Source organism: Bacillus haimaensis, assembly GCF_048270625.1.
Taxonomy (GTDB): Bacteria; Bacillota; Bacilli; order Bacillales; family Bacillaceae_I; genus Sutcliffiella_A; species Sutcliffiella_A haimaensis.
Genome location: NZ_CP158164.1, coordinates 844,263 through 858,515 on the forward strand (window position 1 = coordinate 844,263; position 14,253 = coordinate 858,515).

15 protein-coding genes are annotated in these 14,253 nt (G+C 43.4%); 13 read left to right on the plus strand and 2 right to left on the minus strand.

The annotated features are described in order from the left end of the window. The first annotated feature begins 114 nt into the window (after positions 1-114). From greA to ABN702_RS04035, 4 genes are all read left to right on the plus strand, one after another. Entirely contained in the window at positions 115-588 is a 474-nt protein-coding gene (greA, locus tag ABN702_RS04020) for a transcription elongation factor GreA (RefSeq protein WP_417899497.1), read from the plus strand. Between the two features lie 60 nt (positions 589-648). After that, positions 649-2,442 (plus strand): peptidoglycan D,D-transpeptidase FtsI family protein, encoded by a 1,794-nt coding sequence (locus ABN702_RS04025; protein ID WP_417899498.1) that lies wholly within the window; start codon positions 649-651, stop codon positions 2,440-2,442. A 94-nt stretch (positions 2,443-2,536) separates the two neighbouring features. After that, a complete protein-coding gene (locus ABN702_RS04030) occupies positions 2,537-3,220 on the plus strand; it encodes a YrrS family protein (RefSeq protein ID WP_417899499.1) in 684 nt (227 codons plus the stop codon). A 332-nt stretch (positions 3,221-3,552) separates the two neighbouring features. Continuing rightward, positions 3,553-4,530: a nuclease-related domain-containing protein gene (locus ABN702_RS04035; protein ID WP_417899500.1), complete on the plus strand. Its 978-nt coding sequence runs from the start codon at positions 3,553-3,555 to the stop codon at positions 4,528-4,530. A 38-nt stretch (positions 4,531-4,568) separates the two neighbouring features. Here the strand turns inward: ABN702_RS04035 and ABN702_RS04040 are convergent, their stop codons facing one another. After that, positions 4,569-4,778: a DUF2536 family protein gene (locus ABN702_RS04040; protein ID WP_417899501.1), complete on the minus strand. Its 210-nt coding sequence runs from the start codon at positions 4,776-4,778 to the stop codon at positions 4,569-4,571. A gap of 165 nt (positions 4,779-4,943) precedes the next feature. Here ABN702_RS04040 and ABN702_RS04045 point away from each other — a divergent pair, with 165 nt between their 5' ends. From ABN702_RS04045 to ABN702_RS04065, 5 genes are all read left to right on the plus strand, one after another. Next, entirely contained in the window at positions 4,944-5,585 is a 642-nt protein-coding gene (locus ABN702_RS04045) for a class I SAM-dependent DNA methyltransferase (RefSeq protein ID WP_417900817.1), read from the plus strand. A 93-nt stretch (positions 5,586-5,678) separates the two neighbouring features. Further along, positions 5,679-6,380, plus strand: coding sequence for a 5'-methylthioadenosine/S-adenosylhomocysteine nucleosidase (gene mtnN, locus ABN702_RS04050; RefSeq protein ID WP_417900818.1), 702 nt, complete (start codon positions 5,679-5,681; stop codon positions 6,378-6,380). Between the two features lie 27 nt (positions 6,381-6,407). Further along, positions 6,408-7,331, plus strand: a complete 924-nt coding sequence (locus ABN702_RS04055; RefSeq protein WP_417899502.1) for a PLP-dependent cysteine synthase family protein — start codon at positions 6,408-6,410, stop codon at positions 7,329-7,331. Between the two features lies 1 nt (position 7,332). After that, positions 7,333-8,469, plus strand: coding sequence for a bifunctional cystathionine gamma-lyase/homocysteine desulfhydrase (locus tag ABN702_RS04060; RefSeq protein WP_417899503.1), 1,137 nt, complete (start codon positions 7,333-7,335; stop codon positions 8,467-8,469). Between the two features lie 133 nt (positions 8,470-8,602). Then, positions 8,603-10,141 (plus strand): carboxypeptidase M32, encoded by a 1,539-nt coding sequence (locus ABN702_RS04065; RefSeq protein ID WP_417899504.1) that lies wholly within the window; start codon positions 8,603-8,605, stop codon positions 10,139-10,141. A gap of 38 nt (positions 10,142-10,179) precedes the next feature. On the opposite strand, the gene ABN702_RS04070 is transcribed toward ABN702_RS04065, so the two are convergent. Further along, positions 10,180-10,401, minus strand: a complete 222-nt coding sequence (locus ABN702_RS04070) for a hypothetical protein (protein ID WP_417899505.1) — start codon at positions 10,399-10,401, stop codon at positions 10,180-10,182. Positions 10,402-10,650: 249 nt separating this feature from the next. Here ABN702_RS04070 and ABN702_RS04075 point away from each other — a divergent pair, with 249 nt between their 5' ends. From ABN702_RS04075 to ABN702_RS04090, 4 genes are all read left to right on the plus strand, one after another. Then, positions 10,651-10,893, plus strand: a complete 243-nt coding sequence (locus ABN702_RS04075) for a YrhC family protein (RefSeq protein WP_417899506.1) — start codon at positions 10,651-10,653, stop codon at positions 10,891-10,893. 370 nt (positions 10,894-11,263) lie between these two features. Then, positions 11,264-11,404, plus strand: coding sequence for a YrzI family small protein (locus tag ABN702_RS04080; protein ID WP_417899507.1), 141 nt, complete (start codon positions 11,264-11,266; stop codon positions 11,402-11,404). 363 nt (positions 11,405-11,767) lie between these two features. Then, positions 11,768-12,724 (plus strand): ABC transporter ATP-binding protein, encoded by a 957-nt coding sequence (locus ABN702_RS04085; RefSeq protein ID WP_417899508.1) that lies wholly within the window; start codon positions 11,768-11,770, stop codon positions 12,722-12,724. Beyond that, positions 12,721-14,247, plus strand: coding sequence for an ABC transporter permease/substrate-binding protein (locus ABN702_RS04090; RefSeq protein ID WP_417899509.1), 1,527 nt, complete (start codon positions 12,721-12,723; stop codon positions 14,245-14,247). The genes ABN702_RS04085 and ABN702_RS04090 overlap by 4 nt, the downstream gene beginning before the upstream one ends. Positions 14,248-14,253: the final 6 nt, after the last annotated feature.

Below are 14,253 nucleotides of genomic sequence, written 5' to 3' on the forward strand. Positions count from 1 at the left end.
AGAATTTTCCAATTGTGGATAGAACGTTGATGTATTCCATTTGATGGGTACATCTTTTTCCACATTTACATAAAAGGAATTGGGGAATGCAATTACTAGAAGGAGTGATTAGTCATGGCACAAGAGAAAGTATATCCAATGACTCAAGCTGGGAAAGAGAAGCTTGAACAGGAACTGGAAAATCTGAAAAGCGTACGACGCAAAGAAGTGGTGGAGCGCATCAAGATCGCGCGCAGCTTCGGAGACCTATCCGAGAACTCTGAATATGATTCCGCAAAAGAAGAGCAAGCATTCGTGGAAGGTCGTATCACACTTTTAGAGCAAATGGTTCGCAATGCAAAAATCATCCAGGAAGACAAAGATACAGATGCGGTCGGTTTGGGTAAGACAGTTACATTTAAGGAGCTCCCTGATGGTGAAGAAGAAACTTACACAATCGTAGGTAGTGCAGAAGCAGATCCTTTCGAAGGGAACATCTCCAACGAATCTCCAATGGGTAGCTCACTTATGGGCAAAAGAGTTGGAGACGAAGTAGCAATCCAAACTCCAGGCGGAGAAATGAACGTGAAAATCGTAACGATAAAATAATAGCCGGTATAAGGTTAAATAATGAACACCTCGTCAAAACTGTTGACGAGGTGTTTTTATATGCAGCGTTTAATAAGAGGTAGAATAGGAAAACTCGGAATTGCTATTATACTTATATTTATAGGACTTGTCGGTAGGCTTGTACAGATACAGCTGGTCAGTACGGAATCATTCTCCGACTCCCGGGTCAATCTGATAGAGGCAAGCGTCAAACAGCGCACACAATCCATGATTATAGATGAAGGGCGAGGTCGGTTCATTGACCGCCAAGGTAATCCCCTCACACATGACTACTATCCAAGCCTGATTCTTTTTCCATTCCTGAACGGGCTGGATTGGCCGAAGGAGGAGCTTGCATCCATTATAGGGATGTCCACTTCGAGCATTGATAGGCTATTGAAAGGTGCGGAAAAGCCGGTGGTCGTTTCTGAATTCCAAGGCCCCATCAAGCTGGATGAGGAGCAGATGAAAAAAATCAATCAATTGGACTTTCCAGGTGTTGTCGCACTATATCGCCAGTTCAAGCTGGATGATCAGGTAGCACAGCAGGTAATCGGGATGACAGGTGAAAATGAGGGTGAATTTCTAAAGCGATATAAGGAAAAAGTGTCCAAGGAGAACTACTCCCCAAAGACGCCGATCGGAATCACTGGCCTGGAGCAGGCTTTTGATGAATTTCTTCTACCGGAAGGTGAAACAAAGCTCTTATACCATGTGGACCGATTCGGTGGTCCGTTGTTTGGGATAGATGTCCGATATACGGGCCCATCCAACCCCTACCATCCTGTTTCGGTCAAAACTACGATAGACAAGGATCTTCAGCAGATGGCGGAGCGGATCCTGAATGACTATCAGGTGAAAAAAGGGGGACTCGTCCTATTGGACATTGAAAAGAATGAAATCCTTGCCATGGCTTCACGGCCAGCCTTAAATCCAGGAGCCCCTTATGATGATGAAGGCACGAAGAATGTGATGCTTGAAAGGCATTTTCCAGGTTCAGTTTTTAAAACCGTCATTGCTGCAGCTGCCATGGAGGAGAACATCGTGAATGACGAGTCCACCTTTAATTGTGACCTGGATATTCAAGGTGAGCTTTTAACGGAAGAGAAAGAACGTAAAGGTGTGCTGAATTTTGAGGACAGCTTTGCCTCCAGCTGCAATCATACTTTTGGCGAACTTGGGAAGCAGTTGGTGGATGGCGAACCAGATACAATCGATGCCTATGCCAAAATCCTTGGCCTGACATCCAAAGTCGGGTGGAGCGGTGATGTGTTCCATTTCGATGGCTTCTCCCAGATTCCAGCCGAGGAAAAAGGAGTGGTATGGCATGACGAAAAAGACAAAAAGGTGAGTCTGGCAGTCGCACAGACCTCCATCGGGCAAAAGGAAGTCCGTGTCACACCCCTGGCAGTGGCAAACATGATGGCAACCATCGCTCGAGGCGGGCGAGCAGAAGAAGTAAAGCTTGTCAGTGATATTGTCTATAAAAATGGCGCCACACTCTATTCTTTTCCAGATCAGGATATGGATCAGGAGGAGCGGCTTTCCAAATACACCGTTATGAAGCTGCAGCACCTTCTTAGAGAAGTGGTCGTGAATGAGAAAGGGACAGGCTGGCGTTTCAGGGATCTTCCCTTTGAAGTTGCAGGCAAAAGCGGTACCGCTCAGACAGGCAAGATTCTTGATAGTGGAGGCGAACTCCTGAATCGCTGGTTTGCGGGCTATTTTCCATTTCAAAATCCAAAGTATGCAATGGTTGTCGTCGAACTTGATGTGCTTTATGAAAACAATGTATCCAGTGTTTACTATGATGTCGTCAAAGGCATACACGACTGGGAAATGCTAGAAAGATAATGCCAATCCTTTTCACTGTGCAACTAAGCCCAATGGTGTTACAATTAACTATTGTAATTATACTAATAACTGCTTTGCATAGGAGGGACTTGGATTGTCTTTAAATCATAGAGATGGCTCACGTTATGGCCGAACGACAAAGCGCAAAAAAAGCAATCTCATATTGAATGTGCTGATTGGTCTTGTATTCATTTTCATTATCTTCCTGGGCACTCAGTTGTTCTTTGGAAAATCTGACGACAAGCAGGTAAGCACAAACGAACAAAAGCTGAATGAAACTACTGAGAAGAATGATGATAAGGCTGCTGAGGAAGAAGAAGAGGATAAGGCCGCTAAGGAAGAAGAGGAATCTGAATCCAAGCCTGAGGACGAAGAAAAGCCGGCGGATGAAGAAGATGCCGAAGAAAATACTGATGAAGATACAGAAAATGAAGATAGTGAAACAGAGGTTTCTGAGAACTCCGATGATCCGAATGTCATCAAGACGATGACCAACCCGGGCTGGGGGCCTGTCGGAACATCCCAATCAGAACCACACACATCTGTCTATCAGGAAGGCCATGTGGACTGGGACGAAAAGCTTAAAGCAGTCTCGGCAGCAACCGGCCTTGCTAGTGGCGATTATACCCTATACTTCCTAGGGAATGGCGGTAGTGAACACCATTCCATCGCATCCATCAAGAACAAAGCCTCTGGCGAAAACTTCAAGGTCTACCTCGAATGGGTAACCGGCAAAGGATGGAAGCCAACGAAAGTGGAACAGGTGAAGTCGTTGTAAGTTGAGCGTGATTTAGGAAGAGCAGATCTGCCCGATATGGGTGGGTCTGTTTTTTTTGTTGTTATGAAAGTGAAATGGGTTCATTTCTAAATGTTTTTTGGAATAAAAAGGTGATCGGACCGTTAATATGGTGTTTTGGATCGTAAACTATAGATTTTGGACCGTTTATTCCCTGTTTCCGCTCGATAACCCATCAAAACGGATCGATAAAGTTACAATTTGGACCGATATCAAAATAATCCATATCAGCACTCCATGAAAATTCTATATAAGTAGGGAGGAATTTGTCTATGTTTGTCGAAAGTATTGGTAATTAGAAAAGGAGGGAATGTATGATACTAAAAAAACGCGAAAAATCATTGTATCTATTAAAGTTAGAGAGGATGATGGCTCGTCTATCTGAGAAAAATCCTAAATATCGATTGGCATCAAATGAATTTCTGAAACATCAGGCAGGATATCGTGGTGAAATGGCAGTTGATTATTATTTAAGCTTTTTATCAATGAGTGAGTATCATATTTTTAATGGTATACGTCTGAAGGATTCCCTAGGTAGATTTTTTCAGATCGACACGCTGTTGGTCACTCCATGGTATTATTTGATTCTCGAAATTAAAAATATTATCGGTGATTTGGAATTCTCCTATAAGCAAAACCAATTAATCCGGACATATGAAGACAAATTGGATAGAATGGAATGCCCGATAACACAGGCGAAGAGACAGAGGGCGCAATTACATAATTGGCTTTCCAAACATAACTTCCCGGCAATGCCCTTAGAATATCAAGTAATAATCGCGAATAATCATGCCAGGTTGATTAACGCCGATAAATATGTGTATGAGAAAGTTTCCAGACATTCTAATATCCCCAACCTGACAAACTCATTAGAAAAAAAGTACTCCGGCAAGGTCTTCACGGACAAAGATTTAAAAAGACTTACTAAACTCATTCTGAAAAAAGATACACCCCTAACAACCTCACCATTAATCCAACTGAAAATTGAACCTTTTGAGATCGAGAAAGGTGTTCAGTGTCCTTCTTGTAAAAGGTTTCCTATGAAAAGATCCCATAAAGTATGGTTCTGCGCGTTTTGTCAATTTTCTAGTGCAACAGCACATTTACATGCAATGCGGGACTATGCTCTTCTAATCGGTGACACTATCTCCAACAAGGAATTAAGATATTTTCTTCAACTGAATTCCAGCTCTGTAGCTGCGAAGATACTTTCCTCTCAGAATTTTCCTATTTCAGGGACGACAAGAAACAGAAGATACCTCCTAATAAAAAACAACAAGCTGCTCATCTAAGCATCCCATCCTGCAATGCCTAAACAAACAGCTCCCATTTACTTTCCAACCATCCGAAAATGCACAACCGCACTATAAAAGCGTCTGCCATCCCCATCCACATGCATCTGATGTGATACAGAATGGACGCCAAGCATAATAGCCCGGTTCTGATCGACCTTTTCGTTGATCTTCTTTTCCAAGTCCTTGATGTCGAGTGCTTCAAAAAACTCCACTTTATCCTCGATCAGTTTAAAATCAAAATTCATAAAATTTCATCCACCTTATGTAAAATAGCTATTTTGTCCTCCCATCGTACCAAACAATTCCGTTGAAGAAAATAGGGAAATATGTTAGATTAAGAACAGGATTTTTTTTAATTCATACTATACTTATAGGAATTATATAATATGAAAGTCGGAGTGATGACAACTATGGGTAGAGAATTTGTTGAACTGTTTAACGATTGGGCGAATTATTATGATGCAACGGTCAGTGGTACCGATAAGGAATATGCAGAGGTTTTCAGAGGGTATGAGGATATTTTGGAGGATGTAGCTTCCAAAGCGAAAGGTCCGGTCCTGGAATTCGGTGTGGGGACAGGAAATTTGACGAATGCACTTCTAAATAAAGGCTTAACCGTTTATGGAGTGGAGCCGTCAGAGACGATGCGTGAAAAGGCTGCAGAGAAGCTGCCGGCCAATATAAAACTCCAGGATGGGGATTTTTTGAACTTCCCGGCGCCACCTGAGAAGATTCAATCGATTGTCAGCACTTATGCGTTTCACCATCTGACAGATACGGAAAAAGAAGAAGCGGTACAGCACTATGGAAACTTACTTGATAAAGGTGGTAAAATAGTATTTGCTGATACGGTGTTCGAAAATAAGGATGCCTACAATGCAACGATTGATCAGGCAGAACAGCATGAGTTTTTCAACTTGGCGAAAGATTTGAAATCAGAGTATTATACAACGATGGAAGTTTTGCAGGAAATCTTCAATAAAAACGGATTTACTGTGGAATTTCAGCGTTTTAATCATTTTGTCTGGGTAATGGAAGCTATCAAACAATAGCTATGACCGACCGGCGACAGCTTCTTACTTTTCATGGAAGTAGATGAAGACGGCTCGGAAATGGCTAATTTCTATGAAAAGAGGGAAACAGCAATGAAAGTGGCAATCATCGGAGCAATGGAAGAAGAAGTAACCATCATGCGTGAAAAAATAGAAGGAATGGAAACAACGACGGTGGCGGGTTGTGAGTACTACAGCGGCACATTGAACGGAGTAGACGTTGTGCTTTCCAAATCTGGAATAGGGAAAGTGAATGCTGCATTAAGTACAGCATTACTGCTGGAAAGATTCCAACCTGAAATTGTCATCAATACAGGTTCCGCCGGAGGTTTTTCGCCACAACTAAATGTAGGTGATGTTGTTATCTCCACAGAGGTTCGTCATCATGACGTGGACGTGACAGCATTCGGATATGAGTATGGTCAAGTTCCGGGTCTGCCGGCTGCATTTGAAGCGGATGCCAAGCTGATTGAGGTGGCGAAATCAGCAGCGGTCCATGTGTCAGGAATGCAGGTCGTGGAAGGCCTGATAGCAACTGGGGATTCATTTATGAACGATCCTGTCAGAGTAGATGCGGTACGTGAAAAGATGCCAGACTTGCAGGCTGCGGAAATGGAAGCAGCTGCGATTGCACAGGTATGCCATTCATTTAAGGTTCCATTTGTGGTCATTCGTGCATTATCTGATATTGCAGGGAAAGAATCCAATATCAGCTTTGACCAGTTTTTGAGCAAAGCGGCGCTGCATTCATCCATGCTGATTGAGAATATGCTGAACGAGCTGAAAAAAGCATAATCAGCATTACGTGAAGGGGAAACTTATATGAAAGTCTATAAAAATGTGCAAGAACTGATCGGGAACACACCGGTGGTTGAACTTACCAGCTTCTCATTGCCGGAGGGTGTTCGTCTTTTTGCCAAGCTGGAGTTCTACAATCCGGGAGGAAGCATCAAGGATCGGCTTGGAAAAGAGTTGATTTATGATGCGGTTAAAAAGGGGAAGCTGAAGGAAGGCGGCACGATCATCGAGCCAACCGCCGGGAATACAGGAATTGGATTGGCTCTTGCGGCTGTTGGGACCAGTTTCAAAGTGAAGGTCTGTGTCCCGGAAAAGTTCAGCATGGAAAAGCAGGACCTGATGAGGGCGCTTGGAGCGGAAGTGATCAACACTCCGACAGAGCTTGGAATGAAGGGGGCCATTGCAAAGGCAAAGGAATTGAATGAGCAGATTCCCAATTCCTATTGTCCGCAGCAGTTCGGCAATCCGGCGAATCCCGATACTTATTACAAGACGCTTGGTCCGGAGCTTTGGGAGCAGTTGGCCGGCAAGGTCGATGTTTTTGTTGCAGGTGCCGGGACGGGAGGTACCTTCATGGGTACCGCAAAATTTTTAAAAGAAAAGAATCCTGCTGTAAAAACGGTGATTGTGGAACCGGAGGGATCGATCCTGAATGGTGGTGAATCCGGTCCGCATAAGACAGAAGGAATCGGCATGGAATTCTTGCCTGGATATATGGATGAAACGTATTTTGATGGAATTCATACTATTTTGGATGTAGATGCTTTTAATCGTGTGAAGGAACTTGCCGTAAAAGAGGGGCTGTTAGTGGGAAGCTCGTCAGGCGCAGCGCTTCATGCTGCATTGGAAGAAGCGAAGTCAGCGAGAGCCGGTACAAATATCGTCATGATTTTTGCTGACAGCAGCGAGAGATACTTAAGCAAGAAGATTTATGAAGGAGGAATTTGAGTTGAATAAGAAAACAAAGCTTATACATGGCGGGATTTTTGGTGACCCGCATACAGGGGCTGTTTCAACACCTATCTATCAAGTAAGCACATACAAGCAGGAAAGTGTTGGTGTGTTCAAAGGGTACGAATATTCCAGAACAGGAAACCCTACCCGCTTCGCATTAGAGGAGCTTATCAAGGATCTGGAGAACGGAAAAGCAGGTTTTGCTTTCGGATCCGGTATGGCTGCGATTACAGCTGTGATGATGCTTTTCAACAGCGGAGATCACGTTGTCCTGACAGATGATGTGTACGGTGGAACCTACCGCGTCATGACAAAGGTATTGAACCGTGTGGGAATTGAGTCGACCTTTGTAGATACAAGCAAAATGGAAAACATCGAAGCGGCAATCCAGGAAAATACGAAAGCTATTTTCATTGAGACACCAACGAACCCGCTTCTAAAAATCACAGATATCCAAAAAGCTAGTCTGCTTGCCAAAAGACATAACCTTTTAACGATTGTGGACAATACTTTCAGTACGCCTTACTGGCAAAATCCGATCAACCTTGGCGCGGATATTGTCTTGCATAGTGCGACCAAGTATATTGGCGGACACAGTGATGTAGTGGCAGGACTAGTTGTAGTGAATTCCGAAAAGCTTGCCGAAGAGCTGCACTTTGTACAGAATTCTACTGGAGGCGTATTGGGGCCTCAGGATTCCTGGCTGTTGATGCGTGGAATCAAGACACTTGGATTGCGTATGGAAGCAACTGAGAAGAATACACGCCGCATCGTGGACTTCCTTGAAAGCCATCCTTTAGTAGGAAAAGTCTACTACCCGGGGCTTGAAGACCATCCGAACCATGATATCTCTAAGAGTCAGGCTGGCGGATTCGGCGGTATGGTTTCGTTTGATATCGGAAGTGCTGAAAAAGCGGATCAACTATTGGCGAAGATCAAATACTTCACGCTTGCTGAAAGCTTGGGTGCGGTAGAGAGTCTGATTTCCGTGCCTGCTCGTATGACGCATGCATCCATTCCGGCTGACCGTCGTGCAGAACTTGGTATTACGGACGGATTGGTACGCATCTCCGTTGGTATTGAAGATGTGGATGATCTGATTGCGGACTTGAAACAAGCAATTGAAAATTAATGAGTAAACCTCCAGAAGCCTTGTGCTTTTGGAGGTTTTTTTGTCCAAACTTTTTATTCGCTATCCGAAACAAATCTGTTATAATAAGTGGGAATGTACATAATTTTCTTAATAATCAATTAGGGGGAGTAATATGTCAACTATACCTGTTTTAGATGAAAAGGTTCAACAGAAGGTGGAGCAATTCAAAAAGCTTGATGAAAAGCTTTGTCATTATAACGATGTCCTTGGACTTCTTGGTTGGGATTCAAAGACGAAAGCACCGAAAAAGGGACGTGCCCTTTTTGCAAAAGCGATTGGAACACTGTCTACTGAATCTTTCAAGCTTTCCATCTCTGAGGAAATGGGCGAAGTATTGGAATTCCTGACAGCTGAAGATGTATGGGCTCAACTGGATGAAGTGACCCAAGCTTGTGTAAAAGAGCGCAAGAAAAACTATGAAAAGTCCAAAACCATTCCTGCAGATGAGTACCAGGAGTATGTCATCCTGGTGAACAATGCAAACCAGGTGTGGGAAGAAGCACGGGAGAATAATGATTTCGCTTCCTTTGCACCAGTGCTGGAAAAGGTGCTTGCTTTCAAGAAAAAGTTTGCGGAGTACTATGGCTACGAAGGTCATCCTTACAACGCACTGTTAAATGAATATGAGCCGGGTTTGACAGTGGAAAAGCTGGATCCATTATTCAAGGAGCTTCGTGAAAAAAGTGTCGAGCTTTTGAATAGAATCAAAGCTTCAGAAGCGCAGCCTCGTGAGGATATCTTTGCCCAGGATTATGATGTGGAAGCTCAGAAGAAGTTCAATGCCTATCTACTGCCGTTGATCGGCTTTGACATGGATGGAGGTCGCCTTGACGAGACGGTTCATCCATTTGCACAGAGCGTGAATACAGGGGATGTCCGGATTACAACTCGCTATCAGAAGGATAATGTCCGTTCTGCGATTTTTGGTACGATCCATGAAGCAGGACATGGCATGTATGAGCAGGGTGTGAAAGCGGAATATGAAGGTACGGTGATCCGCCGTGGAACATCATTCGGTATTCATGAGTCCCAATCACGCTTCCTTGAGAACATGGTAGGACGCTCCAAAGAGTTCTGGACCTATTTCTATAAAGATCTGCAAAACCATTTCCCGAATCAGCTGAACGATGTTTCACTTGATGACTTCTACCGTGCAACCAACCGTGTGGATGCATCTTTGATCCGTGTGGAAGCGGATGAACTGACCTATAATCTTCATATCATGATCAGATACGAAATTGAAAAAGCGCTGTTTGGCGGAGAGATTGAAGTCAAGGACCTGCCGAAAGTGTGGAATCAAAAGATTGAAGATTACCTTGGGATTACACCACCTTCAGATACACTTGGTGTGCTGCAGGATATCCACTGGTCCTTTGGAGGCTTCGGATACTTCCCGTCCTATTCACTTGGAAACCTGTATGCAGCACAAATCCTTTATACGTTCCTGAAAGAAATGCCTGATTTCTACGACAAGATCGAGCAAGGGGACTTCATGGCCATCCGCGAATGGTTAAAGGAGAACATCCATCAACACGGAAAACTTTACTCTCCGAACGAGCTGATTGTCAAAGTAACGGGAGAAGAGCTGGATGCTAAATATCTCATTCAATACTTGGAAGAAAAATATTCCGAGATCTATCAATTGTCATAAAAGGAAAGGAGCCCGCTGTAAGCGCCGGCTCCTCTTTTTTATTCCTCATCTTTTTTAGACTCATCATCATTCTTTTCTTCTTTATCGTCATTCTCTTTGTGATCCTTGATGTAGAGAGAGCTTTCTTTGGTGGATTGGTTATTCTGTTCGTTGCTCGGATTAGGCTGGTTCACCACAATGACTTCTTCGGTGGTATTACTTTCGGTAGAGCAGGCGGAAAGCAGGATGAAGGTACAACTGCATAGTAGTAGACGTTTCATATGGCCAACCTCCTTTTGGAAACTTATTGCCTATTATACAGAATTTCGACCTTATTCTACATTCTCAGAGGGGGAAAAATGAAGAATGAGAAAAAAACACTAGATTTGAAGAATGGATAGGATATTTCTTTCATAAATAAGGGTAGGAATGACTAGGGAAAACGGCCGGTATTGCTTGGAAATGGCGAAATTTACAAGGAAGTGTTCCTACTAATCTATGTTAAAGTAGTATGTATGAGGTGATAGCATATGAATAATAAAGAGCTTCAATTGAAAATCAAGGATTACACAAGATATGCAATGATTTTAACGACAGTAAGTGTGTTTTTATATATAGGTGTAGCTTTTCAGCATGCCGGTAAAGAAGCCCTTCAGATCTATATGATGATGGGCGCCACAGTATTGTTTCTCGGTGGATCTGTATTTTTTGTGCTGAAAACGAGAAAGTTGAAAAGACTTTTACAGGAACATGAACAAGAACAAGACGAATAAGCAGGCGAACCTCCCATTTTACGGGAGGTTTATTTGTGTTTATTATTTATTTTCAAATTTTTATAAAAATGGTGTTTACAAATGCAGGAGAATTGGATATACTTACCTCTGTAAGTAAAATTATGCAAAGGAGGTCGAACAAAATGATGATGAAAAAGTGGATCAACAAATCACAATTGAATATGTTATGTCTATTCGACCTATCTGGAGCAAAGCAGGCGCACGCTTAAATTTTAACATTCCGTTAACTGATCCAGCCGCAGGAGAATAGATTCCCTGCGGCTTTTTATGCCTTCATATGTCTAAAATGACCGCAGGGATCCCCCTGCGGTTTTTTGTGTGCTGAAAAATATAAAGGAGGTGATACACCATGACCCTACATTTACTATTTGTAACAATTACTGTGAAGAGAAGAGAACAGTCCATCGAAGAGCGATTACATGAAGAGAGAGTTGTTGAAACTTATAACAACCTGAAGGACCGTATGTACAACGACGTGCGATTTTACTAATACTATCTTATAAAAATTTGGAAAGGAGAGGTTGAAGATGAAACAAATGCAATCAGGTATAGCATGGAAAAGCGTGGAGGAAGACTTCACCTAGTTAATATTGGAGAGGAGTCTGAGTATGTTTCTAAAATTGACGTTATTACCCTTCCGCTTTGTCACGAGGATGAAACGGAAGGAAAAAATATAAAGAGACTGGTGCGACCCAAAAAAAAGGGTGCGTCAGTCTCTTTTTTTTGCAATTCCTTCTTATGAACTGCAAAATTGAGTTTAAACAATTGAAAGGAGGGTATGTATAGTTTGTACTTTTGTGAGAGACTAGAAGTATGATAAGGAAAAGACCAATAGGAACAGGGAGTGCGAAGATTGATAACCTTCAGGGAAGTAACGAAAACCTATGAGGATGGGACTACAGCTGTCAAAGATTTTTCATTGGATATACATAAAGGGGAATTTTTTGTGTTGATTGGTCCAAGCGGATGCGGAAAAACCACGACGCTGAAGATGATCAACCGCCTTCATACCGTAACAGATGGTGACATACTTATAGACGGAAAAAGCATCAACGAACATAATATTCATGAACTGCGCTGGAATATCGGCTATGTGCTGCAACAGATTGCACTATTCCCACATATGACGATTGAAGAGAATATTGCCATCGTACCCGAGTTGAAAGCCTGGAAGAAGGAAGACATCAAAAAGCGTGTGGATGAACTGCTGGAGCTTGTCGGGCTGGATCCTTCCATTTATAAAAAAAGAAAGCCTTCTGAGCTTTCAGGGGGCCAACAGCAGCGTGTAGGGGTTGCAAGAGCGCTTGCGGCAGACCCGCCGATCATTTTGATGGATGAACCTTTCAGTGCGCTCGATCCGCTAAGCAGAGAGCAGCTGCAGCAGGATTTCCTCAAGCTGAAGGAAAAAATACAGAAAACGATTGTATTTGTCACGCACGATATGAATGAGGCCCTGACCCTGGGTGACCGGATCTGTCTAATGAAGGACGGAGAGATGGTGCAGGTGGGGACACCGGAGGAATTTTTAAAGCAGCCGAAGAACGATTTTGTAAAATCATTCATCGGAAGAAAGCAAAGTGTGTTTCATCTTAAGTTGGTGGATGTAGTCCATGAATTAACATGGGTGGAAGGTATCGAATCCGCCGTTGCCATCGATGGGCAATCCACCCTTTCGGACGCACTTGAATTGCTGCAGGTCCATGAAGCGGTCACAGTGACAGGGGCAAGCGGGACGATCGGTGTACTGACAAGGCAGAATGTACTCCAGTTCATCTATAAACGTAATCTGGAAGGAGGGACTGTAGCATGACGTTCCTTCAAGATTTGTATGAAGCAAGGGGAGATCAGCTTTGGACGGCTTTGCTCGAGCATATTCAGATATCCGTCATCGCATTAGCCATTGCGGTTGTCATCTCCGTCCCTCTTGGTATCTATCTCACGAGAAAAGAAAGGATAGCAGAGTCTATTATAGGTGTCACAGCAGTACTTCAGACCATTCCGTCACTTGCCTTGCTGGGGCTTTTGATCCCGCTAGTAGGAATCGGGTTTGTTCCCGCTGTTATTGCATTATTTTTATATGCACTGCTGCCAATTTTACGGAATACCTATACGGGAATCAAAGAAGTCGATCCATCTCTGAATGAAGCGGCGAGAGCCATGGGGATGACTTCGTTGAAGAGGCTTTTTAAAGTGGAATTGCCACTGGCGCTTCCGGTGATTATGGCCGGAATCAGAACAGCCATGGTACTTATTATAGGTACGGCAACAATTGTGGCGCTGATCGGGGCAGGTGGACTGGGTAGTCTGATCCTTCTGGGTATCGACCGTAACGATAATGCCCTGATTCTTTTGGGGGCGATACCTGCTGCACTGCTTGCCATTCTATTTGATCTTGTATTGAGGGCGATCGAGACCGCAGCACGTAAAGGAGCCGGAAAAAAGGCACTGATTATCGGCTTAATCGTCATTCTCCTTTTTCTTTCCCCATTTGCCGTGATGCGTGCAACAGAGGCAGATCTTGTGTTAAGCGGAAAAATTGGTGCAGAACCGGATATTATCATCAATATGTACAAGCTTCTGATTGAAGAGGAGACGGATTTAACAGTGGAGCTTCGTCCTTCTCTGGGGAAAACCACTTTTGTCTATCGAGCATTGAAAAGTGGAGAAATCGATATCTATCCGGAATATTCCGGTACTGCAATTGTAACACTCCTTGAAGAGGAACCGATCAGTCTTGATCAAAGGGAGGTGTTTGAGCAGGCGAAGGAAGGGCTGCTTGAGCAGGATGATCTTGTCTATTTCGAGCCGATGGGCTTTAATAATACGTATGCACTTGCCATTCCGGAGGATTTTGCAGCAGAAAATGAAATAACGTCCATCTCTGACCTGAATGGAGCAAAAAATGAGATAAAAGCTGGTTTCACCCTTGAATTCACCGATCGGGAGGATGGCTATGTGGGGATACAGGATGTTTATGGACTCACGCTGCCAAACCTGACAACAATGGAGCCTAAACTCCGCTATCGAGCCATTGAAACAGGGGATGTCAATCTGGTGGATGCCTATTCGACGGATGCCGAAATAAAACAATACAATCTACGTGTTCTCGAGGATGATAAAAACTTGTTTCCGCCATACCAGGGGGCAGCACTTTTGAGAAAGGAAACCTTGGATGAACACCCTGAACTGGAAGAGATTATAAACAAGCTTGCCAACCAGATCAATGATGAAGAGATGCGTGATATGAATTATCAGGTCAGCGTTGAAGGGAAGACAAGTTATGAGGTGGCAAAAGAGTTTTTGATTAGCAAGGGTTTATTGGGAAAAGAATGATTGAAT

Excerpts from the sequence above, each read along its gene's own strand:
- ABN702_RS04055 (WP_417899502.1), top strand. The coding sequence starts at position 6,408 with ATGAAAGTCTATAAAAATGTGCAAGAACTGATCGGGAACACACCGGTG.
- ABN702_RS04080 (WP_417899507.1), top strand. The coding sequence starts at position 11,264 with ATGACCCTACATTTACTATTTGTAACAATTACTGTGAAGAGAAGAGAA.
- ABN702_RS04070 (WP_417899505.1), bottom strand. The coding sequence starts at position 10,401 with ATGAAACGTCTACTACTATGCAGTTGTACCTTCATCCTGCTTTCCGCC.
- greA (WP_417899497.1), top strand. The coding sequence starts at position 115 with ATGGCACAAGAGAAAGTATATCCAATGACTCAAGCTGGGAAAGAGAAG.
- ABN702_RS04045 (WP_417900817.1), top strand. The coding sequence starts at position 4,944 with ATGGGTAGAGAATTTGTTGAACTGTTTAACGATTGGGCGAATTATTAT.
- mtnN (WP_417900818.1), top strand. The coding sequence starts at position 5,679 with ATGAAAGTGGCAATCATCGGAGCAATGGAAGAAGAAGTAACCATCATG.
- ABN702_RS04035 (WP_417899500.1), top strand. The coding sequence starts at position 3,553 with ATGATACTAAAAAAACGCGAAAAATCATTGTATCTATTAAAGTTAGAG.
- ABN702_RS04075 (WP_417899506.1), top strand. The coding sequence starts at position 10,651 with ATGAATAATAAAGAGCTTCAATTGAAAATCAAGGATTACACAAGATAT.
- ABN702_RS04040 (WP_417899501.1), bottom strand. The coding sequence starts at position 4,778 with ATGAATTTTGATTTTAAACTGATCGAGGATAAAGTGGAGTTTTTTGAA.
- ABN702_RS04025 (WP_417899498.1), top strand. The coding sequence starts at position 649 with ATGCAGCGTTTAATAAGAGGTAGAATAGGAAAACTCGGAATTGCTATT.
- ABN702_RS04090 (WP_417899509.1), top strand. The coding sequence starts at position 12,721 with ATGACGTTCCTTCAAGATTTGTATGAAGCAAGGGGAGATCAGCTTTGG.
- ABN702_RS04065 (WP_417899504.1), top strand. The coding sequence starts at position 8,603 with ATGTCAACTATACCTGTTTTAGATGAAAAGGTTCAACAGAAGGTGGAG.